This window comes from Sphingopyxis macrogoltabida, from assembly GCF_001307295.1.
Taxonomy (GTDB): domain Bacteria; phylum Pseudomonadota; class Alphaproteobacteria; order Sphingomonadales; family Sphingomonadaceae; genus Sphingopyxis; species Sphingopyxis macrogoltabida_B.
Genome location: NZ_CP012700.1, coordinates 4344945 through 4368730, shown reverse-complemented (window position 1 = coordinate 4368730; position 23786 = coordinate 4344945). Strand labels below are relative to the sequence as shown.

At 67.1% G+C, this 23786-nt stretch carries 24 protein-coding genes; 11 read left to right on the top strand and 13 right to left on the bottom strand.

Annotated features, from left to right (window positions below; genetic code table 11):
- The first annotated feature begins 74 nt into the window (after positions 1-74).
- From mnmG to AN936_RS20200, 7 genes are all read left to right on the top strand, one after another.
- On the top strand, positions 75-1946 hold the full coding sequence (gene mnmG / locus AN936_RS20230; protein WP_054589659.1) for a tRNA uridine-5-carboxymethylaminomethyl(34) synthesis enzyme MnmG: 1872 nt from the start codon (positions 75-77) through the stop codon (positions 1944-1946).
- Complete coding sequence (gene rsmG / locus AN936_RS20225) at positions 1943-2614, top strand: 16S rRNA (guanine(527)-N(7))-methyltransferase RsmG (RefSeq protein WP_335337288.1); 672 nt, start codon at positions 1943-1945, stop codon at positions 2612-2614. The genes mnmG and rsmG overlap by 4 nt, the downstream gene beginning before the upstream one ends.
- On the top strand, positions 2611-3393 hold the full coding sequence (locus tag AN936_RS20220) for a ParA family protein (RefSeq protein WP_054589658.1): 783 nt from the start codon (positions 2611-2613) through the stop codon (positions 3391-3393). The genes rsmG and AN936_RS20220 overlap by 4 nt, the downstream gene beginning before the upstream one ends.
- Positions 3394-4356 (top strand): ParB/RepB/Spo0J family partition protein, encoded by a 963-nt coding sequence (locus AN936_RS20215; RefSeq protein ID WP_054589657.1) that lies wholly within the window; start codon positions 3394-3396, stop codon positions 4354-4356.
- A 276-nt stretch (positions 4357-4632) separates the two neighbouring features.
- Positions 4633-5115, top strand: coding sequence for a DUF4402 domain-containing protein (locus tag AN936_RS20210; protein ID WP_234715656.1), 483 nt, complete (start codon positions 4633-4635; stop codon positions 5113-5115).
- 201 nt (positions 5116-5316) lie between these two features.
- The gene (locus AN936_RS20205) at positions 5317-6150 is read left to right on the top strand and encodes a hypothetical protein (protein ID WP_054589655.1); all 834 of its coding nucleotides are present in this window, start codon (positions 5317-5319) and stop codon (positions 6148-6150) included.
- A gap of 30 nt (positions 6151-6180) precedes the next feature.
- Positions 6181-8955: an MSCRAMM family protein gene (locus AN936_RS20200; RefSeq protein ID WP_054589654.1), complete on the top strand. Its 2775-nt coding sequence runs from the start codon at positions 6181-6183 to the stop codon at positions 8953-8955.
- Positions 8956-8979: 24 nt separating this feature from the next.
- Here AN936_RS20200 and AN936_RS20195 read toward each other — a convergent pair whose 3' ends face one another.
- Entirely contained in the window at positions 8980-9747 is a 768-nt protein-coding gene (locus AN936_RS20195; RefSeq protein ID WP_054589653.1) for a sulfite exporter TauE/SafE family protein, read from the bottom strand.
- Between the two features lie 123 nt (positions 9748-9870).
- Positions 9871-10797, bottom strand: a complete 927-nt coding sequence (locus tag AN936_RS20190) for a LysR family transcriptional regulator (RefSeq protein ID WP_054589652.1) — start codon at positions 10795-10797, stop codon at positions 9871-9873.
- 83 nt (positions 10798-10880) lie between these two features.
- Here AN936_RS20190 and AN936_RS20185 point away from each other — a divergent pair, with 83 nt between their 5' ends.
- Positions 10881-11213 carry a hypothetical protein gene (locus AN936_RS20185; RefSeq protein ID WP_054589651.1) on the top strand — a complete coding sequence of 111 codons (333 nt, stop codon included), beginning with the start codon at positions 10881-10883 and terminating at the stop codon, positions 11211-11213.
- A 128-nt stretch (positions 11214-11341) separates the two neighbouring features.
- Here the strand turns inward: AN936_RS20185 and map are convergent, their stop codons facing one another.
- The 6 genes from map to AN936_RS20155 form a co-directional block, all read right to left on the bottom strand.
- On the bottom strand, positions 11342-12112 hold the full coding sequence (gene map, locus AN936_RS20180) for a type I methionyl aminopeptidase (protein ID WP_054589650.1): 771 nt from the start codon (positions 12110-12112) through the stop codon (positions 11342-11344).
- Position 12113: 1 nt separating this feature from the next.
- Positions 12114-12320 carry a ParD-like family protein gene (locus tag AN936_RS20175; RefSeq protein WP_054589649.1) on the bottom strand — a complete coding sequence of 69 codons (207 nt, stop codon included), beginning with the start codon at positions 12318-12320 and terminating at the stop codon, positions 12114-12116.
- Between the two features lie 72 nt (positions 12321-12392).
- Positions 12393-12881: a peptide-methionine (R)-S-oxide reductase MsrB gene (msrB, locus tag AN936_RS20170; protein ID WP_054589648.1), complete on the bottom strand. Its 489-nt coding sequence runs from the start codon at positions 12879-12881 to the stop codon at positions 12393-12395.
- A gap of 58 nt (positions 12882-12939) precedes the next feature.
- Positions 12940-14196 carry a cytochrome P450 gene (locus tag AN936_RS20165; RefSeq protein WP_054589647.1) on the bottom strand — a complete coding sequence of 419 codons (1257 nt, stop codon included), beginning with the start codon at positions 14194-14196 and terminating at the stop codon, positions 12940-12942.
- Positions 14197-14268: 72 nt separating this feature from the next.
- Positions 14269-15543, bottom strand: a complete 1275-nt coding sequence (locus AN936_RS20160) for an ABC transporter permease (protein WP_054589646.1) — start codon at positions 15541-15543, stop codon at positions 14269-14271.
- Positions 15540-16490, bottom strand: coding sequence for an ABC transporter ATP-binding protein (locus AN936_RS20155; RefSeq protein ID WP_084758560.1), 951 nt, complete (start codon positions 16488-16490; stop codon positions 15540-15542). Before AN936_RS20155 ends, AN936_RS20160 begins: the two co-directional genes overlap by 4 nt.
- A gap of 67 nt (positions 16491-16557) precedes the next feature.
- Between AN936_RS20155 and queG the strand changes: the two genes are divergently transcribed.
- Positions 16558-17610: a tRNA epoxyqueuosine(34) reductase QueG gene (queG, locus tag AN936_RS20150; RefSeq protein WP_054589644.1), complete on the top strand. Its 1053-nt coding sequence runs from the start codon at positions 16558-16560 to the stop codon at positions 17608-17610.
- Between the two features lie 13 nt (positions 17611-17623).
- On the opposite strand, the gene AN936_RS20145 is transcribed toward queG, so the two are convergent.
- Positions 17624-18004: a hypothetical protein gene (locus AN936_RS20145; RefSeq protein WP_054589643.1), complete on the bottom strand. Its 381-nt coding sequence runs from the start codon at positions 18002-18004 to the stop codon at positions 17624-17626.
- On the bottom strand, positions 18001-18684 hold the full coding sequence (locus AN936_RS20140; protein WP_054590446.1) for an EI24 domain-containing protein: 684 nt from the start codon (positions 18682-18684) through the stop codon (positions 18001-18003). The genes AN936_RS20145 and AN936_RS20140 overlap by 4 nt, the downstream gene beginning before the upstream one ends.
- A 107-nt stretch (positions 18685-18791) precedes the next feature.
- Here AN936_RS20140 and AN936_RS20135 point away from each other — a divergent pair, with 107 nt between their 5' ends.
- Both AN936_RS20135 and AN936_RS20130 read left to right on the top strand, forming a co-directional pair.
- Entirely contained in the window at positions 18792-19790 is a 999-nt protein-coding gene (locus AN936_RS20135) for an adenosine kinase (RefSeq protein WP_054589642.1), read from the top strand.
- A 55-nt stretch (positions 19791-19845) separates the two neighbouring features.
- Positions 19846-20103: a hypothetical protein gene (locus AN936_RS20130; protein ID WP_054589641.1), complete on the top strand. Its 258-nt coding sequence runs from the start codon at positions 19846-19848 to the stop codon at positions 20101-20103.
- On the opposite strand, the gene AN936_RS20125 is transcribed toward AN936_RS20130, so the two are convergent.
- From AN936_RS20125 to tsaD, 3 genes are all read right to left on the bottom strand, one after another.
- A complete protein-coding gene (locus tag AN936_RS20125) occupies positions 20104-21630 on the bottom strand; it encodes a lipopolysaccharide biosynthesis protein (RefSeq protein WP_054589640.1) in 1527 nt (508 codons plus the stop codon). It lies immediately after the preceding gene.
- A 76-nt stretch (positions 21631-21706) separates the two neighbouring features.
- Positions 21707-22699 carry an NAD(P)H-dependent glycerol-3-phosphate dehydrogenase gene (locus AN936_RS20120; RefSeq protein ID WP_054589639.1) on the bottom strand — a complete coding sequence of 331 codons (993 nt, stop codon included), beginning with the start codon at positions 22697-22699 and terminating at the stop codon, positions 21707-21709.
- Positions 22696-23730 carry a tRNA (adenosine(37)-N6)-threonylcarbamoyltransferase complex transferase subunit TsaD gene (gene tsaD / locus AN936_RS20115; protein ID WP_054589638.1) on the bottom strand — a complete coding sequence of 345 codons (1035 nt, stop codon included), beginning with the start codon at positions 23728-23730 and terminating at the stop codon, positions 22696-22698. Before tsaD ends, AN936_RS20120 begins: the two co-directional genes overlap by 4 nt.
- Between the last annotated feature and the right edge of the window lie 56 nt (positions 23731-23786).

Below are 23786 nucleotides of genomic sequence, written 5' to 3'. Positions count from 1 at the left end.
GTTCCACGTGAAACATCGCATCGGTCGCAGCGCGGTGGATTTGCGTCGCGCTTTGCGGTAAAGGCGCCGCAATCATGCAGGATCGCGCAACTTTCGATGTCATCGTCGTCGGCGGTGGGCACGCCGGAACCGAGGCCGCCGCCGCCGCGGCGCGGCTTGGCGCGCGCGTCGCGCTGGTCAGTTTCGACCCCGCCCTGATCGGGACAATGTCGTGCAACCCGGCGATCGGGGGGCTCGGCAAAGGCCATCTGATGCGCGAGGTCGATGCGCTGGACGGCTGGATGGCACGCGCCGCCGACAGCGCCGCGATCCATTACCGGATGCTCAACGCGTCGAAGGGCGCGGCGGTGCAAGGGCCGCGCATTCAGGCCGACCGCAAACTCTATCGCGAGGCGATCCAGGCGCTGCTCGCCGCCGAGGGTGGCATAACCGTCGTCGCGGGCGAGGCGGCGGCACTTCGCCTGTCGGCCGACGGCGCGCGGGTCGAAGGTCTCGACCTTGGCGACGGGACGGCGCTGGACGCGCCGGCGGTCGTGCTCGCGACCGGAACCTTTCTCGGCGGGCGGTTGTTCCGCGGCGAAGATCGAATGGAAGGCGGCCGCATCGGCGAGGCCGGCGCCCATCGGCTCGCCGAACAGTTGCGCAGCGCAAATCTTCCGATGGCGCGGCTCAAGACGGGGACGCCGCCGCGGCTCGACGCGCGGACGATCGACTGGGCAAGGCTCGCCGAACAGCCTTCGGACAGCGCCGAGGGTGCGGGCTGGACCTGTTCCACGTGGAACAGCGAGCGGACGGTGCCACAAATCTTCTGTGCGATCACGCGGACGAATGCCGAATCGCACCGTATCATCGCCGACAATCTCGACCGCTCGCCGCTCTTCACCGGCGCGATCGGTGCGGCGGGTCCGCGCTATTGCCCGTCGATCGAGGACAAGATCCACCGTTTCGCCGATCGCGACGGGCATCAGGTGTTTCTCGAACCCGAGGGGCTCGACACGCATCTGGTCTATCCGAACGGTATTTCGACCTCGCTTCCCGCCGACGTCCAGCTCGCGATGCTGCGGACGATGGAGGGGCTCGAAACGGTCGAGATGGTCGTTCCGGGCTATGCCGTCGAATATGATCATATCGACCCGCGCGCGCTCGACCGGACCTTGCAGGTCCGCGCGGTCTCGGGGCTCTGGTGCGCGGGGCAGATCAACGGCACGACCGGATATGAAGAGGCGGCGGCGCAGGGCCTGATCGCCGGGGCGAATGCGGCGCTCGCCGTGCAGGGGCGGGCGCCGATGATTCTCGACCGGTCCGAATCCTATATCGGGGTGATGGTCGATGATCTTGTCCTGCAAGGGGTGACCGAACCCTATCGCATGCTCACCGCGCGCGCCGAATATCGCTTGCGACTGCGCGCCGACAACGCCACGACCCGATTGACGCCGAAGGGGATCGAGCTGGGATTGGTGCGGCCCGCGACTGCCACGTTGTTCGCGGCGCGCATGGCGGCGCGAGCGGACGCTGAAGCGCTGCTCGACGCGCCCGTCGCGACCGCCGATTATGCCGCGATCGGACTGGCGCTGCCTGGCGACGGAATCGCGCGCAAGCGGATCGACCTGCTGCGATACCCCGGGGTGACGATGGCAACGCTGGCACAGCTTGCGTCCAAGCTGGCGTCGATCGGTGAGGCCATTCTTTCGGAGGTCGCCGAGGACGCGCATTACGCCCCCTATATCGCGCGGCAGGATGCCGAGCTGCGCGCGCTCGCGGCGAACGAGGCGATCATGCTCGACGCATCGCTCGATTATGGCACGATCGGCGGATTGTCGCGCGAGATGGTCGAGCGTCTGTCGAGGGCGCGCCCCGAAACATTGGGCCAGGCGTCGCGTATCGACGGCGTGACCCCGGCGGCATTGACGGCGATCATGGTGCATAGCCGGCGGCGCGCGGCGTGAGCGACGCCGGAACGACGATGCTTCTGGAGAATGAGGACGCTGCACGCGCCTGGATCGGCGCCCGTTTCGCTCCCACGGAGACGGAGTTGGCCCGGCTCGATCGCTTCGCAGCCCTTCTCGTGGCCGAAAATGCCCGACAGAATCTGATCGCTGCGTCGACGGTGCCGATGCTGTGGGTGCGCCATATTGCTGACAGTGCACAGTTGCTCGCTCTCGACGAACGCGAAGGCGGCGGGCTCTGGATCGACCTCGGTAGCGGGCCAGGGCTACCCGGACTGGTGGTCGCGATTCTGAGCGAGCGTCCGATGATGCTCGTCGAATCGCGCAAGCGGCGGTGCGATTTTCTGCGCGCGGCTGCGGCGGATCTTGATCTCCGTCACGTCGAGGTCGTTGAAGCACCGCTCGAGCGGGTCGAAACGCTACCCGCAGCAACGATCAGCGCCCGCGCGTTCGCACCGCTCGGCCGACTGATCGACCTATCCGCGCGTTTTTCCACCGAATCGACGCGTTGGCTGCTGCCAAAAGGCCGAAACGCGGTTAAGGAACTGGCGTTGTTACCGGAAGCATGGCAGAGTCTGTTTCACGTGGAACAAAGCCGCACCGACGCCGAAAGCCGGATTTTGGTCGGGCAAGGAAATGTCGCGGCAAACCAGCGAGGAAAGCGATGATCCGCATTGCCGTGGCGAACCAGAAGGGCGGGGTCGGCAAGACGACGACCGCGATCAATCTCGCCACCGCGCTGGCGGCAACCGGTTGGCGGACGCTGATCATCGACCTCGACCCGCAGGGCAATGCCTCGACCGGGCTCGGGATCAAGCAGTCGCAGCGCGACTGTTCGAGCTACGAGCTGCTGCGCGGCGACGCGACGCTCGCCGAATGCGCTATCCCAACAGCGGTGCCGCGGCTCTATATCGTCCCGGCGACGGTCGATCTGTCGGGCGCCGAGATCGAGCTGATCGAATATGGCGATCGCCTGCACCGGCTGCAGCAGGCATTGTCGGGCGCCGAGGCGGGGCAATGGGACATTTGCCTGATCGACTGCCCGCCGTCGCTCGGTATGCTGACGCTCAATGCGCTGATCGCCGCCGAATCGTTGATCGTGCCGTTGCAATGCGAATTTTTCGCGCTCGAGGGATTGAGCCAGCTGCTGACAACCGTCGAACGCGTCCACGTCCGTTTCAACCAGAAATTATCGATCCTCGGCGTCGCGCTCACCATGTTCGACCGGCGCAACCGGCTGACCGACCAAGTGTCCGACGATGTTCGCGAGGTGTTGGGCCCCGTCGTGTTCGAAACGGTGATTCCGCGCAATGTCCGCCTGTCCGAAGCCCCGAGCCATGGCTTGCCGGCGCTGATCTACGATCATCGTTGCACTGGATCGGCGGCGTATATTGCGCTGGCGCGCGAATTGATCGACCGCCTGCCGAATATTCGCAAGGCGGCGTAAATGACTGATAATAATGACGAAATTGAAAGGGGTGCGGCGCCGGTGCGCAAGCGGCCCTCGGGGCTGGGGCGCGGGCTCAACGCACTGTTCGGCGACGCGGCGGTCGAGGCGCCGGTGCTGGCGAGCCCGGGTGCCGCCAAACCGGCACCCGCTGCTGGCGACGCAGTCCAGCATATCGCGGTCGGATCGATTCGCCCGCTGCCCGGCCAGCCGCGACGCCATTTCGACGAGGCGGCGATCGCCGAACTCGCCGATTCGATCGGCGCGCGCGGCTTGTTGCAACCGATCATCGTGCGCGCCGCGCCGGATGGTCAGGGATATCAGCTCGTCGCCGGCGAACGGCGCTGGCGCGCGGCGCAGCGCGCCGGACTGCACCAGATTCCCGCGCTCGTGCGCGAGCTCGACGACGCTGCGACCTATGAGATCGCGCTGGTCGAGAATATCCAGCGGCAGGACCTCAACGCGATCGAAGAGGCGACCGCCTATCGCCGCCTGATCGAGGATTTCGGGCACAGCCAGGAAGCGCTGGCCAAGCTGGTCGGCAAGTCGCGCAGCCATGTCGCGAACCTGATGCGCCTGCTCGATCTGCCGAAGGGCGTGCAGGATCTTGTCGGCGACGGGTCGCTGGCGATGGGCCATGCACGCGCGCTGATCGGCGCCACAGCGGCCGAGGAGATTGCACGCAAGGTCGTCAAGGACGGCCTGTCGGTGCGCGCGGTCGAGGCGCTGGTCCGGGCGGAGAAGGGCGGCGGCCGCAAAGCGCCGCTCGAATATAAGAGCATCGACGGCGCCGGCGGGCGCGACCCCGACATCGTCGCGGTCGAACGCCATCTGTCCGAGCTGCTCGGCATCGGCGTCGCGATTCAATATGCCGGCGACGGCAAGGGCGCGCTGACGCTGAAATTCGCTTCGCTCGACCAGCTGGACATGATCTGCCAGCGGCTTTCGGGCGAATCGATCTGACGCTTGCGCGAACGTCTGCCGGCGGTCCGATTTGTGCCAGCGTGGGCCGTCAGCGCCAGGCGCGCTCGCGGTATATCGTGGCTAAATATGGCATAAGATATTGAATTACTTGCCTTATTGTCGAAATTGTGCGCCAATCCTTATCGCGCTGTTAACCATGCTTGCTGGCAAAAGCTGAACCGGTCGCCGTTAGAGAGGCCCGTGAATGGGGTGGGATTTCCATTCGATTGTGGGTTTATCGAGTTCAAGGGACCAAATCATATGCGCAACTTTGGAATGAAGCGCGCCCTTCTGGGTGCCGCGATTGCTGCTCTCGCCATGAACGCCTCGGCGGCGCAGGCGGCGACGGCCACGGGTACGGCGAAGGCCAAGATCCTGCGCCAGATCACGCTCACCAACACCAGCGACTTGCAGTTTGCGACGATCATCAGCGGCGCGACCGCTTCGACTGTTGCGGTGTCGACCGCCGGCGCGGCGACCTGCGGCGCGGGTCTGACCTGCACCGGCACGACGACGGCGGCCAATTTCAACATCGCCGGTACCAATGGTGCGGTGGTGCTTGTCGGCGGCGATTCGTCGGTGACGCTCAACGGCTCGCTCGGCGGCACGATGAGCTCGACGCTCAGCTATTCGGCGACGAGCGTGACGCTCGGCGCGACCGGCGGCAGCTTCCAGGTCGGCGGCACGCTGAGCGTCGGTGCCAATCAGGCGTCGGGCGACTATTCGGGGACGTTCAACGTCACCGCCAACTACCAGTAAGCTATTACTTTTGGGGGGACGGCGAAGCGCGCTTCGCCGGATGACAAAGGGTCGCCGGACGCGGGTCCGGCGGCCCTTTTCGTGCGTGCGGCGCGGATACGGGGCGCGTGGTTAGCAAAATATCAACCATGTTGCTGCAGGCAGGAGGCGGACCAACGGTGCGGTGGGGACTGCGCCGGACAACGATTGTGGGGATCGTGAATGATGCGCTTTCTGAAGGGCTTCGGCCTGTCTTTCGCGGCTGCGTGCAGCGCCGCGTTTTCTTCTCCTGCTGCAGCTTCGGGTGATCTTCTCGTCGCGCCGACGCGCCTCGTCCTCGACGGGTCGCTCGGGACCGAGGTCGTGCTCAACAATATCGGTGCCGAGGCCGCGACCTATCGCATCAGCCTTGAGATCAAGCGGATGACCGCGGCGGGCGGGCTCGACGAGATTGCCGAGGAGGATGCAACCGATGCCGAAAAGGCGGCGCTGGCGATGATCGCCTTCAGCCCGCGGCGCGTTTCGCTGCTGCCCAACCAGCCGCAGGTGATCCGCGTCGGGGTGCGAGTGCCCGAGGGCACGCCGGCGGGCGAATATCGCGCGCACATGCTCTTCCGCGCCGTGCCCGATGCGGCGCCGGCGGTGGTGCCGGATGCGGCAAAGCCGTCGGGCGAGGGCGTCTCGATCGCGCTGACCCCGATCTATGGCATCACCATCCCGGTGATCGTTCGCGTCGGCGACCTTGGCGCCGAGGCGGTGATCGGCGACGCGTGGGTCAGCGAAGGCGGCGACGGCCCGGCATTTAATTTCGACCTGACGCGCACGGGCAGCCGCTCGGTCTATGGCGATATCGAGGTAACGCGGCCGGGGTTGCCCGAGCCGCTGCTCCTCGCGCGCGGCATCGCGGTCTATCCCGAGGTCCGCGCGCGCAAGGTGTCGCTGCGCGTCCCCCCCGAACTCGCGGCGAAGCTCAAGGGCCCGGTGCATATCCGCTACAGCGAGGATCGTGAGATCGGCGGGGGAATGATCGATCAGGCCGACAGGGTGGTGAAATAGGCCGGGCAAGGCCGAACTGCGGGCGCAGCCATGATCCGCGCCGCCCTGTCCCGATATTTTCCGGCGCTCGCCGCCGGGCTGGCGCTGGTCGGGCTCGTCCCTTCCGGCGCGCATGCCTTTGACAAGGCGCCGGTTGCGGTCGGGGCTGACGGCTGGGCGCCGAACGAGGACGATAGCTGGCTGTTCGACCTTCGTTCGGGCCAGTACCGGCTCGGCGACGGGGTGCGCGGCTACCAGACGCCGCAGGGGGTGTGCGTCGACCTCGCCGACATGGTGCTCGCGCTCGACCTCGCGGTGCGCGTCGACAAGAAGTTGCGCCGCGCAACCGGCTGGGTGTTCGACGAGCGGCGCAGCCTGACCATCGACCGCGAAACGGGCGAGGTGCGGGTCGGCAGCGTCAGCATGGAGCTCGCCGCGACGACGATCCGCGACACGCCCGCGGGCTGGTGCGTCGATTTGGACAGCCTTGGCAAATGGCTGGGCGTGCCGATCGCGGCCGACTTGTCGAACGCGGTGCTGCGTATCGACGCGAAGGAAAAGCTGCCGTTCCAGCTTGCCGCCGAGCGCCGCGCGCGCGCGGCCGGGATCCGTCCGCAGGCGAGCTTCGACCTTGCCAGCCTGCCGCAGGCGACGCGGCCGTATCAGATGTGGGCGACGCCCTCGGTCGATGTCGTCGCGTCGGCCGGCGTCGTCGCGGACAAGCGCGGCGGCAATCATGTTCAGGCGCGCTATGAGATTTTCGCGGCGGGTGAGGTGCTGGGGCAGAGCTTCGACGCGCGGCTGTCGTCGGATGATCAGGGGGTGCCCGACAGCCTGCGGATGCGGCTTTATCGCACCGATCCGGCGGGGCAGTTGCTCGGACCGCTCAAAGCCACCCATTATGCTGTCGGCGATGTCAGCCTGCTGTCGACGGGGCTGGTCGCGCAGTCGGCGCCGGGACGCGGCGCGGTGCTGACCAACCGTCCGGTCGAGCGCCCCGACAGCTTCGACAAGACGAGCTTTCGCGGCGATCTGCCGGCGGGCTGGGACGCCGAACTATACCGCAACGGGCAGTTGCTGGCTTTCACCAGCCCGAATGGCGACGGGCGCTACGAATTTCTCGACGTGCCGCTGCAATATGGCGCGAATCGCTTCGAGATCGTGCTTTACGGTCCGCAGGGGCAGATCCGGCGCGAAATCCGGCAGGTGCAGGTGGGCATGGATTCGATCCCGCCGCGCGAGACCTGGTATTGGGCGGGCGTCGCGCAGGAAAATGCCGACCTGATCGAATTCGGCAACCGGCGACAGACCTGGCAGCGCGGCTGGCGCGGCACGCTGGGGATCGAGCGCGGGCTCGACACGCGAACGTCGGTTGCCGGCTATTTCCACAGCCTGATGATCGAAAACATCCGCCGCAACTATGGCGAGGTCGCGCTGCGCCGTTCGATCGGCCCGACGCTGCTCGAGGTCGCGGGAAGCTATGCAGATGATGGCGGCGGTGCCGTCCGGGCAAGCTGGCTGGCGGGGTTCGGCGAAACCTATGTCCGCGCCGACGCGATGCGCGGTTGGGGCGGTTTCGTGTCGGATCGTTTCATCAACAATATCAACGGCCTGTACCAGATCTCGGTCGACCAGTCGGTGAAGCTCGGACGGACGGTGCTGCCGCTCCACTTCGATCTTGCAAAGACGGACCGGCGTTCGGGGATTTCGACCCTCGAAGCGTCGGCGCGCGCCTCGGCGAGCTTTCGCGCACTCACCTTTACCGGCCAGCTCGACTGGACGCGGACCACGGTGCCGGTCGGACCCGATCCCCCCGACAATCTGACCGCCAGCCTGCTCGCCAATGCCCGTATCGGGCGCGTCCGCCTGCGCGGCGAGGCGCGCTTTGCGCTGTCGGGCGCCAACGCCGATTCGCGGATGACGATGATCGCCGAATGGGCGGGGAAGGGCGATGCCGAATGGCGCGCCGAACTGGGCTATGATCGCGGCCTGGAGCGCGCCCGCGCCGGGATTGGCTATACGCGCCGTTTCAAGGCGTTGCAGCTTACCGGATTTGGCGAAGTGGCCAGCGACGGCTCGGTCGCGGCGTCGCTGTCGCTTGCCTTCAGCTTCGGGCCCAGGGTGAGCGGTAGCGGCTGGCGGATGTCGAGCGAGAAACTCGGCGGTCGCGGTCAGGTGATCGCCGATGTGTGGATGGACGACAATGGCGACGGCATCCGCCAGCCGGGCGAAGCCGCCTTGGCCGACGTACCGCTGACCGCGGGTACCGCCTTTGTCGATGCCGCGACCGGCAAGGACGGGCGTGCGGCGATCGACGGGCTCGAACCGTTTCGTCCGGTGATGATCGGCATCGATGCCGGCAGCTTGCCCGATCCCTATATCCAGCCGGCGTTGCCCGGCGTCGTCGTCACGCCGCGCCCCGGCGTCGCGACGCGCGTCGCTTTGCCGATGACCGCGGCGGGCGAGATCGAGGGCGTCGCGATGCGTGATGGCGGCAATGCGATCGAGGGGCTGAGCCTCGAGCTTGTCGACGCCGAAGGGCGTGTGCGCGCAACGACCCTCACCGAATTCGACGGATATTTCCTTTTCGAAAGCGTCGCTTACGGGCGTTATACGGTGCGGCTGGCGAAAGCATCGGCGGCGGCGTTGCGGCTCGATCCCGGCTTTGCATTGAGCGCGGTACCGGGCAAGGCCGGCCCGCGGGTGCGGCTGGGAACGCTGACGCTGAAGCCGGTGCGCAGCGCTGCCGCGGTGCAGGGCGATGCGGCGCAAGGCGGCGGGACCAGCGCGCGCGGGCCGCCGGAAGCGACAGGGGGCGGCCGTTAGGGACAGCCCCGCCGTTACCCCGCATCACATCAGAGCGCGATAGAGGCCGAAGGCGCTGGTCGCGGTCAGCACGACGCCCACAAGGGTGAGCATCAGCTTGACCGAGAAGCGCTTGGCCATAAAGGCGCCGAGCGGTGCGGCGAGGACGCCGCCGATCAGCAGGCCGAGCGTCGCGCCGGCGATATCGGCGATGCCGAGGTTCCAGATGAAGGTCGCCGAGACCGCGAGGGTCAGGAAGAATTCGACGCTGTTGACCGTGCCGACGACCTTGCGCGGTTCGGCGCCCTGGACGAGCAGGTTCGAGGTGACGACCGGTCCCCAGCCACCGCCGCCCGCGGCATCAAGGAAGCCGCCGACGAGGCCGAGCGGGGCGATGACCGTCGGCTTCTGGATCTTGGGCGGATAGAGCAGGCCGCGGACGAGCAGCCAGATGCCGATCGCGACCAGATAGGCGAGCACGAAGGGCTTCACGATATCGGCGTGCAACGAGGTGAGGACATAAGCGCCGAGCACGCCGCCGATGACGCCGGGAATGAGCAGTTTCCAGAACAGCGACCATTCGATGTTGCGATGGAGCAGATGGCTGATCCCCGACACGCCGGTCGTAAACACCTCGACGACATGGATGCGCGCCGAAGCGACCGCCGGGGGTACGCCGAGCACTGCGACGAGCAGGGTGTTGCAGATGACGCCGAAGGCCATGCCGAGCGCGCCGTCGACGAGCTGGGCAGCGAAGCCGATAAGGATGAAGGGCAGCAGCGCGGAAACGTCGATGGCCGCAAAATCTAGCATGATGTCATCCCAACCCGTTTAGTTGACAACTCGCTGCCGCCTTTTTGGAGGATTCGCCAGCGTAATTTTTCTGCGGGCGGCAAAGGGATTTGTTTCCACGTCGGAACGAGGCGGCCTGCCGCGCTATCCGGTAACGTCATCGGGCAGGTAATCGCGCACATAATCGATGAAGGCGCGCAGCTTCGGCATCACCTGTTTGCGGCTGGGATAATAGAGGAACAGGCCTGAGGTCGAGCAGGCATGGTCGCCGAGCACGAGTTCGAGTTCGCCCGCGGCGATCATCGCCTTGACCACCGGCTCGGCGGTCATGCCCATCGCGACCCCGGCGCGCACCGCGACCATCATCGCGGTGTAGTCGTTGACGATCACCGGCCCGGTCACCCCGACCTCGATCTCGCGATTCCCCTTCTCGAACGTCCATGGCATCAAAGCGCCGCTGCCCATGCGCATGCGCACGCAGCGGTGACCCCGCAGTTCGTCGGGGCTCGCTGGACGGCCATATTTTTCCAGATAACCCGGGGTGGCGACGGCGACGAAGCGGAACGGCCCGGTCAGGCGAACCGCGATCACGTCGGCGTCGAGCGATTCGCCCATGCGCACCCCGGCGTCGAAACCGCCGGCGCTGAGATCGGCGAGCGCGTCCTCGGCATAGATTTCGAGCTCGATCTCGGGGTAGGATTCGCAGAAGCCCGCGATGATCGGCTCGAACAGCGGTTGGACCGCACCGCGCATCAGGTTGATGCGGAGCCGGCCCGCCGGGCGGTTGCCGAGGTTGCGGGCGGCTTCATAGGCGTCGGCAAGGCCCGAATAGGCGGGGGCGGCGCGTTCGTGGAACATCTCGCCCGCCTGCGTCAGGCCGACGCTGCGCGTCGTGCGCATGAACAAAGGCGCGCCGACGCGCGCTTCGAGCGCCTTGATCGTCTGGCTGATGGCCGAGGGGGAAACGCCGAGATCGGCGGCCGCGGCGGAAAAGCTCCGCCTTTCCGCAACACGCAGGAAAGCTTCGATCCCGTCGAGCGCCCCATGGGGGATTGTTAAATCCTGCTTCAAGGCACTTGCAGATTATAGAGGATTATCTATTTGCGCAACCGCAGCTAAAAAGGTTGCACAACGAAACGAAAGGAACCTCTCCCATGGCCTATCAGCTCTCCTCTTTCCGCCGCTTCCCCTCCGCGTTCGCCATCGTCGCCGGTTCGGCGCTTGCTTTCGGCGGCCTGATCGCTTCGACTTCGCCGGCTTATGCGCAGTCGGGTGACTATCGCTGCACCGGCCTCGCCGAGCAGGCTTCGACCGCCGCCGAAGGCGCGAACGCCGGCCAGAAGGCCAGCGCCAAGCGCTTCGTCTCGACCGGCAAGAAGCTGTGCGAAGCGGGCAATGAACGCGCCGCCGCCAAGCAGTTCCGCGCCGCGCTGAAGATCGCCGGCGTCGCCGAACTCGAAGGCGACAGCCAGGTCGCGTCGCGCTGAACGATATCAGCCAGACGTACCAATCTCCGGCCCGTCCTCTCCCTCTCCCCGGCGGGCTCCCAAACTGGGGCGGCACTCATAACGAGGCCGCCCCATTTGTTTGTGCCGGGGTGGACGTCGCGTCGTTACTAGGCCGCCAACATCGTCTCGCCGCTGCGCAGGGTCAGCACCTCGACGCCATCGCCGGTCACCGCGACCGTATGTTCGAACTGGGCCGAGAGCTTGCGGTCGTTCGTTACCACCGTCCAGCCGTCCTTTTCGGTCGAAACCTTGCGCGTGCCCTGATTGATCATCGGTTCGATCGTGAAGACCATGCCTTCGCGCAGCTTCAACCCCGTTCCGCGGCGCCCGAAATTGAGCACCGACGGCTCCTCGTGCATCTCGCGCCCGATGCCGTGCCCGCAATAGTCGCGGACGACCGAATAGCCGTGCTTTTTTGCATGGCGTTCGATGGCAAAGCCGATGTCGCCCAGATGCGCGCCGGGGCGCACTTCGGCGATTCCCTTCCACATCGCTTCCTGCGCGACGCGGACGAGTCGCCGCGTCGCGGGCGGGACCTCGCCGACGATAAATGTCTTGCTCGAATCGGCGATGAAGCCGTTTTTTTCGAGCGTGATGTCGAGGTTGATGATGTCGCCGCCGCGGATGATCGCGTCCGGATCGGGGACGCCGTGGCAGACGACGTGGTTGATCGAGCAGTTGAGGACATATTGGAAGCCGTACTGGCCCTTGCTCGCGGGGCGCGCGGCAAGGTCGACGGTAATGAAATCCTCGACAAGGTCGTTGACCTCCATCGTCGACCGGCCGGCGAGATCTATCCCGTCGAGCATTTCGAACACCGATGCGAGCAGCTTGCCCGATATGCGCATCAGCGCCAGTTCGTCGGGCGTCTTGACCATGTCAGGCGGCCGCGAGTTCGGTCGCGCTGCCCTGCGCCGCGCCGAGTTGCATCGCGACGAGATGGTTGAACGACAGCGTCGGATTGGCCTCGGCCAGCATGCCGATTTTCATCCAATATTCGGCCTGCGCGTTGATCGAGCGGCACATCACGGTGCTGGCCCGGCGTGCACCCTCATGCAGCGCGTCGTCGATTTTCACGATACCCATAAAGCCTCTTGGCAACGGAGAATATACGGAGCGTATATGGTCCGTATATTCGTGCGTCAACCGGCGCCCGCGTCAAGCCGGGCGGAAAGCGAGCGCTGCGCCGTTCATGCAATAACGCTTGCCGGTCGGTTTCGGCCCGTCGTTGAAGACATGGCCGAGATGGCCGCCGCAGCGTTTGCAATGCACCTCAGTGCGCGGATACCCGAGTTCGTGGTCGGTGGAGGTGCCGATCGCGCCCTTGAGCGGCGCCCAGAAGCTCGGCCAGCCGGTGCCGCTGTCGAACTTGGTCTTGCTCGAATAGAGCGGCAGCGCGCAGCCCGCGCAGACAAAGGTACCGCTACGCTTTTCCTTGTCGAGCGGGCTGGTGAAGGGGCGCTCGGTCGCCGCTTCGCGCAGCACGCGATACGCCAGCGGCGACAGGCGCTTTTGCCATTCGGCGTCGGAAAGCCGCCAGCCGGGTTCGGCGAGCGGACGTTTGCCGGGCTTGGCGAACAGCAAAGGCGCGGCGACGAGCGCACCGCCAAGGGCCAAGCCGCCTATGAGATAGCGTCGTTCGATCATCGAAGGGCTCCTTACGCCCCCTGCTGCCGTGCCGAAATGGGCGCGACCGCGATAATCGTCAATAGCGCTCGAGTTCGACCTGCATATGGCGATAACCGTGGACGAAGCTCGCGTTGACGCGCTCGGGCTCCGCCAGCACGTTCACGCGCAGGCGGCGCTTCTGCATTTCGGAGATCAAAGTCGTGAGTTGCAGTTCGGCGACCCGCGCCCCGACGCAGCGATGGATGCCGTAACCGAAGGCAAGATGGCGGCGGGCGTTCTCGCGGTCGACGATGATCCGGTCGCCGTCGGGAAAGATGCTTTCGTCGCGGTTCGCCGAGGCGTACCAGAGCGCGATCTTGTCGCGCGCCCTGATCTGGTGGCCGAACAATTCGGTGTCTTCGAGCGCGGTGCGGCGCATATGCGCGAGCGGGGTCTGCCAGCGGATGATCTCGTGCATCGCGTTGACCGCAAGGTCGGGATCGTGATTCGCTTCGAGCTTCGCGCGCTCTTCGGGGAAGCAATGGAGGCCATAGGCATAGGCCGACATCGAATTGCGCGTCGTGTCGTTGCCGCCGACAATGAGCAGGATCAGATTGCCCATGAATTCCTCATGGCTCATGTGATTCATCGCGTCGGACTGGAGCATGATCGAGATGAGATCGTGCTTGCCAGGATTCTTCGCCTTGTGATCCCATAATTCCTTGAACGCGGCGCCCATTTCGAAGGCGGTGGCGAGGCGCTGCTGGCGTTCCTCGAGCGTGTTGAAGCTTTCGATATCGCCGAGCGCGTCGGACCAGCGGGTCAGATTGTGGCGGTTTTCCCAAGGGAAATCGAACAGGATCGCCAGCATGTCGGTCGTGAGTTCGATCGACAGCCGCTCGACCCAGTCGAACGCCTCGCCGACCGGCAGCGTGTCGATCAGCGCCGCGGTGCGCGCCTGCGTGTCGGCGCGCATGCGCTCGATTTCGGAGGGGCCGAAGGCGGGGGCGACGGTGCGGCGCTGCGCGGTGTGCTGCGGCGGGTCCATCGCGATGAACATCGGCATCGGGATTTCGCCCTCTTTCAGATGCTCGATGCCATCGCCGGCGACGGTGATGCCGCCATATTCCCATGACGAGGAGAAGATCTTGGGTAGCGCCTCGATATGCTGGATCGGCTTGTAGGTCGTCACCGACCAATAGGGGCCGAACTTCGAATCCTCGCAATAATAGATCGGCGATTCGGCGCGCAACTGGCGCATCGGTTCCTGCCACTGATCCTCGCGCCACAGATCGGCGCGCGACAGGTCGAGGGGATGAAGGTCGGCGGGGGTTTCGCGGATGACGGTAGCCATGGGGCGCTCCTCTGTCGAAAGGCCGTCTGGCGCGGCCGATTCCGTTTCAGAATGCCACTATTTACAGCTTTGTCAATCGAGGCCGTCCGGCGTCGCCGTGGCCGCTGCGCGCCGCGTCCGCTGCCAGAATTTCCAGCTCGCGCCGCTGCTCAATACCCCGGCGCGGAACAGGCGCACCGACAGCCAGACGACGAGTGCGACCCAGATTGCCTGCCAGCCGAGCGCGAGCAGGTGGATTGCCTTGTCGCCGTCGGTCGCGGCGCGCGCCGCCATCGCGAAGGGCGAGGAGAAGGGAAAAATCTGGGCGAAATGCGCAAGGCCGGTTCCCGGCGCGCTCGCCGCGGCAGCGGACAGGCTGAACATGCCGACCTGGAAAATGGTGATCGGCAGGCTGAGCATCTGGATTTCGCGCACCGTGCTCGCCTGCGCGCCGACGCCGAGGAAGACCGAGCCGAGGAGCAGGAAAGCCATGATGAAATAGGCGACCCCGATGCCGAGAAAAAAGCCCCAGCCGCTCGCGGGAGCGGAGGCGAGGGCGGCGGCCGGTTTGCTGGCGGCGGCAAGTGCGGCGGGGTCCATCTGCGCCGTTGCGACGAAGCCGCCGGCGACCGCGACGACACCCCAGAAGCTGAGGAACAGGATCGCGACGCCGAGCATGCCGAGCAGCTTGCCGAGGAAGACGCTTTCGAGCGGCACCGCGGCGGCGAGGATTTCGATGACCTTGTTGCCTTTTTCCTCGGCGAGCGAGCCGACCGTCTGGCCGGCGAGAAGCAGCGTCACGAGGAAGATGACGAAGACCGCGGCAAAGCCCATCGACTGCTGCGCCGCGATGCTCGTGCCGCCGCTCCGGATACTCTGGAATTGCGGTGCGGCGGGCGCGACAGGCCCCGCGGCGCGATCGCGCAGCACATCGCTCGCGAGCAGCGCAAGATAGCGTCCGGCGCTGCTCCCCGCTTCGCGCTCGACGATCTGCGGCTTGCCCAGCGGCCCGGACAGTACGGCGTAGGTGTCGGCGCCTTTCTCCTGTGCGATCGCGAAGGGATCGACCGGCGTGGCGCTTTCGACGCGGATCTCGAGCGTCACCGGTCGTTCGCCGCGCGGCAGCGCCTCGCGCAGACGGTCGTCGGCGGCGCGCAGATCCTCGGCATCGCCCGCGGCGACGATCGCGACGATGCGGCCCTTGCCGCGCGCGCTGTCGGCAAGCTGCGAGGCGCCGATGCCGCCAACCGCGCCCATTCCGATCATGAAGAGCGGGGCAAGCAGGAAGAGGAGGAAGGTCGGCGTCGCGACGATCGCCAGAAAATCGCGGCGCGCGATGACGAACATATTCTTGAGGAAGGCGTTCATGCGGCGGCCTCCTCGATGGCGTCTTTTTCGGCGGTCGCGTCAAAGCCGGCGTCGACCTGGCGGACGATGTGCACGAAGGCGTCGTGGAGCCCGGGCCGCGCGATCGACAGGCCCGCGACGCCGTGCCCGCTCGCGGTGATCCGCGCCAGCAAGGGCTCGACGTCGGCCTCCTCGATGGCGAAATGCCATGCCTCGCCCTTGCGCTCGGCCCCGGCGGGGAGCAGCGCGGCCGCCGCGTCGCCGTCGGTGCGCGGCGTGTAGCGGACCTGCATCGGCAGCAGCGCGCGCGCCTCGTCGACGGTGCCCTCGAAACGCCGCTGCGATCGCGCGATGATCGCGATCCGGTCGCAGAGGCGTTCGGCGTGCGCCATGACATGGGTCGAGAAGAGGATCGTCGCGCCGCGGTCGCGTTCGCGCCGGACGAGCATTTCGAGCCGTTCCTGGTTGACCGGGTCGAGCCCGGAGAAAGGCTCGTCAAGCACGATCAGGTCGGGGGCGTGGACGATCGATCCGATGAGTTGGACCATCTGCGCCATGCCCTTCGACATCTTCCGGATCTTTTCGTCGATCACGCGCTCGAGTCCGAGTTCGGTCATGAAGGCGGCGGCGCGGCGGCGCCCCTCGGACCAGTCGAGCCCGCGCAGCGCGCCCATGAAGGCGATTGCCTCGCGCGCCTTCATGCCGGGATAGAGGCCGCGCTCTTCGGGAAGATAGCCGATGCGGTGGCGCACCGATTGCGGCGGGTGCGTGCCGAAGATACGGCTCGTGCCCGCGTCGGGGTCGATGATGCCGAGCGTCATGCGCAGGCTGGTCGTCTTGCCCGCACCGTTGGGACCGAGCACGCCGTAGATGCTGCCCGTCGGCACCGCGAGGCTGACATGATCGACTGCCTTGAAATTGCCGAAATATTTGGAGAGGCCGTTCGCCTCGACGCTGTAATTGTTCAAACCCGGGTCCCCGATCTTCTCACCTGCAAGCTATGGCACGGCAAGGCGCCTCGCGTATAGAGCGCCAATGGTTGCGGAAGCCTTGCCTTCACTGGAGCAAAGACTCGCCGATGTCGCGCGCGCGCACGGTTTCGTGGCGTTCGGCATCGCGCGCGCCGATGCGGCGCCGCAGACGGCGGCGCGGCTGAACGCGTGGCTTGCCGAGGGATGCCACGGCGGCATGATCTGGATGGAAAGCCGCGCAGCGCAGCGCGGCTCGCCGACCGGACTATGGCCCGAGGTCCGGTCGGTGATCGCGCTCGGCATGAGCTATGCCCCGGCGCACGATCCGCTGGCGCTGGAGGGCGTGCCCGACCGAGGGCGCATTTCGGTCTATGCGCAGGGCGGCGACTATCATGACGTCGTCAAAAGAGCGCTCAAAGCCGTCGCGCGCTGGCTCGTCGCCGAGGTGAAGGACGCCGAGGTCAAGGTGTTCGTCGATACCGCGCCGGTGATGGAAAAACCGCTGTCGGCGGCGGCGGGGCTCGGCTGGCAGGGCAAGCACACCAACCTCGTCAGCCGCGACCATGGCAGCTGGTTGTTCCTCGGCGCGATCTACACGACGCTCGATCTCGCGCCGTCGATGCCGGGGCGCGATACGTGCGGGAGTTGTTCTGCGTGTCAGGACGCGTGCCCGACCGACGCCTTTCCCGCGCCGTACCGGCTCGATGCCCGCCGCTGCGTTTCCTATCTGACGATCGAGCATGACGGGCCGATCCCCGAAGAGCTGCGGCGCGGAATCGGCAACCGCATCTATGGCTGCGACGATTGCCTGGCTGCCTGTCCGTGGAACAAGTTTGCCGAAACCGCGCATGCGCATCGCGCTTTCCTGCCGCGTGCCGAGCTCGTCGCACCGGCCCTTGCCGACCTGCTCGCGCTCGACGACGCGGGATTCCGGCAGGTGTTCGCAGGATCGCCGATCAAGCGGATCGGCCGCAACCGGATGGTCCGCAATGCCGCGATCGCTGCCGGCAACAGCGGCGATCCTGGGTTTCGCGAGATATTGCACCGGCTTGCCAATGACGAATCGCCGATGGTCGCCGATGCCGCGGCGTGGGCGCTGGCCGAACTGGCGTCATGACGCCGCCGCCCGCCTAACGCTGCTGCAGCGCCTGCGCGCAGCTATTCACTTCGGCGTTGCGCCCGTCGGGCGTCCGCGCATCGACATGCGTCGCGACCGGGTCGGCGCCCGCGCGGGCAGCGTAGAAATAAATGTCGAGGACGCACGCCGTGCCGGCGAATTGCAGCTTGCGGCCGGCACCTTCGGTGACGTCGAGCCGCGGCTTGCCGAACATGCGGCCGATCGCGTCGGCGCCGTTGCCGATCAGCGCATTGTTCTGCACCGGCCTGACCACCGTCGGCGGGGGTGCGACGGCGGCGGGCGGCGTCGATGGGCGCGGTATCGCGGGACCCGCACAGGCGCCGAGGGTAAGGGCGAGCCCGGCGATGGCGGCGAGGCGGTGGCTTTCAATCATCTGTGTTGGTCCCCATTCCGCAGGTGCAGCATGTGCACGGCCATAGCGGCGCTCAGGATGGGCGCAAACAAATTGGCGACGGGCACCATGAAGCTTGCGGCGGACAGCAGGCCGAGCGACCAGCGCGCACTGCGGTCGAAGCGCGGCCGGCGGGGATGGCGCGCAAGCACCATCGCCTCGAGATCCCGGCCGAGCAGCAGTGCGTTGACGGCCAGCGCGAGCAGGACGGTGCCGACGCCGGTGACGAGCAGCAGGAGATAGAGCGGCAGCGCGAGCAGGTTGCCGGCGATCAGCCGCGCCAGCGAAGCGAAGGCAAGCGCGATATTCTGCCGCCAGCCGACATCGACGGCCTCTGCGGCGGCGGCGGGATAATGGCGCCCCTCGACATCGGCGACGATGCCGTCGGCGAACAGCCCGACGACGACGATCGCGACGGCGCGGAACAGCAGCCAGCTTCCCGCGATCAGCAGAAGGACGATCAACAGCCCCGCCATGTCAGTCCCGGCCTCGCCCAGCCATTGCCAGTGCGCGAGGCCCCAGCGCGTGGCGAAGAAGATCGCGGCGCCGGCCGCGACGAAGATGAGCAATGTCAGCGCGAGGCTGAGCGCGAGAATGCGGAGCACGCGCGGCTGCGGCAGGTCGCGAAGCGCCAGAAGCAGGGCGTGGACGGCGCGGGTCATGGGGGTGAATGGCGCGCGGATGGGCGCTGCGTCAAGCGCGCGCGCTTGCACTGCCGTGCTGCCGTCCGTAAGGCCCGCGCAGCTTTTCTCTCCGGACAGGAAATTTCATGGCCTCAACCGCCCGTTTCGACGTCGTCGCCATCGGCAATGCGATCGTCGACGTTCTCGCCCGCGCCGACGACAGCCTGATCGAGGCCGAAGGACTGACCAAGGGCTCGATGCGGCTGATCGACGCGGCGGAGGCCGAGCGCCTCTATGCGGCGATGGGGCCGGCGGTCGAGGTATCGGGGGGCAGCGCGGCGAACACGCTTGCGGGCATGGCGGTGCTGGGCGAACGCTGCGCCTTCATCGGGCAGGTCGCCGACGACCAGCTTGGCCATGTCTTCACGCACGATCTCCGCGCGCTCGGCGTCGCCTATGAAACGCCGCCGCTGACGGAAGGCGCTCCGACCGCGCGCTGCCTGATCCTCGTGACGCCCGACGGCCAACGCACGATGAACACCTTCCTCGGCGCCAGCCACCTGCTCGAACAGCGGATGATCGACGAGGAGTGGATCGCCGATGCCGAAATCCTTTATCTCGAAGGCTATTTGTGGGATCCCGAATTGTCGCGCGCGGCGATGCGGCGGGCGATCGACGTATCGCGCAGTGCGGGGCGCAAGGTCGCCTTCACGCTTTCGGACGCCTTCATCATCGACCGCCACGGCGCCGATTTCCGCAAACTGATCGCCGAAGGGCTGTTCGACATATTGTTCGCGAATGAGGTCGAGATTCAGGCACTTGCCGAAACCGACGATTTCGAGGCGGCGGTTGCGAAGATCGCGCCGCAGGTGCCGCTGCTGGTGGTGACGCGCGGCTCGGACGGGGCGATCGCGTTGCAGGATGGCGAACGCACTGCGGTCGGTGCCGAATCGATCGAAACGGTCGTCGATACGACAGGCGCAGGCGACCTGTTTGCGGCCGGTTTCCTGTCGGGCCTCGCCGAAGGACGTTCGCTCAAGGATTGCCTGACGATGGGCGCCGTCTGTGCGCGCGAGATCATCGCGCAGGTCGGTCCGCGCGCGCAGACCGACCTCAAGGCGAAGGTCGCGGCGCGGCTGGCATAGGAACCTTCATCGGCGTTGAAGCGTCCTATGCGCCATCCAGCATAGGAGAATTCTTATGGCCGATGAAATCCACACGACGCGCGATCCCGACGGGACGACGCACACGACCACCGTCATCGACCGCGAACCGCGGCGCGGTGGGGGGATGGGCCTTGGCCTGATCCTGCTCGTCGCGATCGTGATCGCGGGCTTCTTTGCCTTCCAGTTCCTCGCCAACGACAAGGCAGAGAGCGGCGCGATCACCGAAGCGGCGCAAAAGGTCGGTGATGCCGCCGAAAATGTCGGCGACGCCGCACAGGAAGCGGTGAAATAATCAGCTTGCCGGCGTTTCCGCCGTCTCCGGGTGCTTCTTGAACAGTGCCCGGTCGGCGGGGCCGAAGCCACGGGTCCAGATCAGCCAGGCATAGATGCCGAGGATGAAGGGCACGCCGATCAAGAGCTCGGCCCATTCGGGGAGCTGCGTTGCGCCCCAGCCGAGCACCGCTGCTCCGGCCGTCGCCCAGACGAGCGCCCAGCGCAGGCTGTTGACCGGCGCCTTCAGGATATGCGCGAGCAGGCGCGCCTTGACGACCGAGGCGAAACCGAGCGCGAGCATCAGCGCGGCGGCGACCGCGACGGCATAATAAATGGGGTGCAGCCCCATCGATTTGGCGAAAAGGATCAGCGCGACGCTCAGGAGCGCCTGCAGCGCCAGCGTCGCGAGGCTGATCGCGAGATTGCGGTGGCGCGCGACATAGACGAGCGCCGCTTCGCTGACGACGGCGGTCGCGGCGACGACCTCGGCGGCGAGCAGGAAGGCGAGCGCGCCGGTGCCGCTGACGAATTGCGGTCCGACGAGGCCCATCACCGCCTCGCCCGGAATGCCGAGCGCGAGCGCGACGCCGGCCTGCGCGGCGATGATCCAGAAGCCGACCTGGCTCACTTGCGCCGCGACGGCGGCAAGGCGGTTTTCGGCAAGATTGCGGGTGATGACGGGGCCGAGGATCGGTTCGAAGCTGGTCTTGAGCTTCTGCGGCAGCGAGGCGACCTGCTGCGCCATATAATAGATGCCGTAGATCGTCGGCGAGGTGAACTGGCCGAGGATGAACAGGTCGAGGCGGCGGGTGCCCCATTCGATGGCATCTGCGGCGGCGAGCGGCGCGTTGCGCCGCGCAACTGTGATCAGATGCGCCGGGTGCGGGCGCCAGACGCCGGGGCCGCCATAGTGGCGGATCATCGGGATCAGCGCGGTCAGGAAGGCACCGACCATCGCGGCGGCGTAGGAGAGCATCAGCCCGTCGCGCACCGACACGAACCAGAATCCCGCCGCGGCGGCGCTGATCACCCAAGGTTCGACGATCGCGCGCGCGCGCACCGTTGCGCCGATATCGAAGCGATAGGCACAGGCGGCGAGCGCGATGTCGGTGCCGGCGATCGCAAAAACGAGCAGCGCCATCCAGCGGTCGGTGCCGTCGAGGTCGCCCGCCGGGAACATCAGTTGCGGCAGGAGGAAGAGCAGCGCCGATCCGGCAGCCGAGGCGAGGAAGGCGACGAACATGCCGTCCCACACGACGATGCGGTGATCGGCGCCGGGTGCGCTCAATTGCTCGGCGAGGCCGCGCTTGAGCCCGAGCGTCGCAAGCTGCGCGACGAGTTCGATGACGAGCACCGCGAAGGCGAAACGACCGACCGCTTCGGGGCCGTACCAGCGCCCCGCGACGTAGAGGAAGGGGAGGCGCGCGACGAGGCGGATGATGAAACCGAGCAAATTGGTGCGCCCGCCCTTGGCGAGCGCGGCGGTATCGGCGTCGCTCGGTGTCTCGGCCGAATCGGGCGCGGCTGCGCTGTCCGTCTGGCTCAAGCCTCGCGCCCCTTCTGTTTCGCCCCGATGCGCAGTCTAGCGCGGCCGGGGAGGCCAAGCAATCGGGCGAAGCTGTTCATCGACCTTCGGTTCGCAGCGGGCGGCTGAGCAATGCCTGAACGGCCTCGGCGACGAGTGTTTCGCCGGCGACCAGCCGCGCGACGGCGTCGGTGATCGGCATGTCGATGCCGTCGGCACGCGCTGCCGCCGCGACGACCGGGGCGCTGAACGCCCCTTCCGCCACGGTGCGGCGGTCGGCCATCAATATTGCGGCGGCTTCGCCGCGGCCGAGCCCCTGTCCGAGCGCGAAGTTGCGCGAATTGGCCGAGGTGCAGGTAAGGACGAGGTCGCCGAGACCGGCGAGCCCCGCAAGCGTTTCGGCCGCCGCGCCGCGCGCCAGCCCGAAGCGCGTCATTTCGGCAAAACCGCGGCTGATGAGCGCCGCGCGCGCGTTGAGCCCGAGCCCGGCGCCGTCGACGATGCCGCAGGCGATCGCGAGGATATTCTTGATCGCGCCGCCGATTTCGGCGCCGATCACGTCGGTGCTGGCATAGGGGCGGAAGTGCGGCCGCGCGAGGGCGCGCGCGATGTCGGCTGCAACCGCGGCATCGGCGGCGGCGAGGGTGATCGCGGTGGGCAGGCCGGCGGCGACTTCGTGCGCGAAGGTCGGGCCCGATAGCACCGCGTGCGGCCGGCCGGGCGCAAGCTCGCGTGCCATGTCGATCGGAAAGGCGAAGCTGCCCGCCTCCATCCCCTTGCTGCAGAGGATCAGCGGCGCGTCGCCCGCCGGGAGTTCGGCGAGCACCGCGCGGAGGAACGGGACCGGCACGACGACGAGCAGCGCGTCGCAGGCGGCGAGTTCGGCGAGATCGCCGGTCGCGGTCAGTGAGGGCGACAGTACGGCGTCGGGCAGGAACAGCGGATTGCGACGATCGGCGTTGATCGCCGCGACCACCTCGGCCTCGCGCGCCCAGAGCCGGACCGGCGCGCCTTCGGCGGCGAGCAGTTGCGCGAGCGCGGTGCCCCATGCGCCGCCGCCGACCACGCCGAAGTTCGAATATGACGTCATGCTTTCACTCCCGCGCCGCGCACCGCCTCGGCTTCAGGATCGAGCGGCCAGCGCGGGCGCGCCGCGACCCCAAGGTCGACGGTGATCCCGGCGGCGAAACGTTCGGCACCGGCCCAGGCGATCATCGCGCCATTGTCGGTACAAAGCCAGAGCGGCGGCGCGACGAACGGCTTATCGAAGCGCGCGGCGAGATCGGTCAGCGCATCGCGGATCGCGCCGTTTGCGGCGACGCCGCCGGCGACGACGAAGGCACGCGCTTCGGGACAGGCGGCCAGCGCGATACGGCTGCGGTCGACGAGGCAATCGACGACCGCCTGCTGGAAGGAGGCGGCGAGGTCGGGGACGCTTTGCGCGCCGGATGCAGCGGCGCGGGCAACCGCGCTCTTGAGCCCGGCGAAGGAGAAGTGCGGTTCGGCGCTGCCGACGAGCGGGCGCGGCAGCGGGACGGCTTGGCCGTTGCCGTCCCTGGCGACGCGTTCGACCGCGGGCCCACCTGGATAGCCGAGGCCGAGCAGCTTGGCGGTCTTGTCGAAGGCTTCACCCGCGGCGTCGTCGATCGTCGTCGCAAGCCGGCGGTAATCGCCGACGCCCTTGACGAGCAGCAACTGGCAATGGCCGCCCGAAACGAGGAGGAGCAGATAGGGAAATTCGAGCCCCGGATCGGCAAGGCGCGGGCTCAGCGCATGGCCTTCGAGATGGTTGACCGCGATCAGCGGCTTGTTCGACGCGTGCGCGAGCGCCTTGCCGGTGACGAGCCCGACCATCACCCCGCCGATCAGCCCCGGTCCGGCGGTCGCAGCGACCGCGTCGACGTCGGCGAGGGTGACGCCGGCGTCCTTCAGCACGGCTTCGACGATCGGCGCGAGCCGGTCGACATGCGCGCGCGCGGCGATCTCGGGCACGACGCCGCCATAGGGCGCGTGATCGGCCTCCTGTCCCGCGACACGGTGCGCCAATATGCGCCGGTCGCTGTCGACGAGCGCTGCCGCGGTTTCGTCGCAGCTCGATTCGAGGCCGAGGATCAGGGTCATATTGTTGCGCGCCCTTTACCCGCCCCTCTATCGCGAGGGCAAGTGAAGCCTCTGGA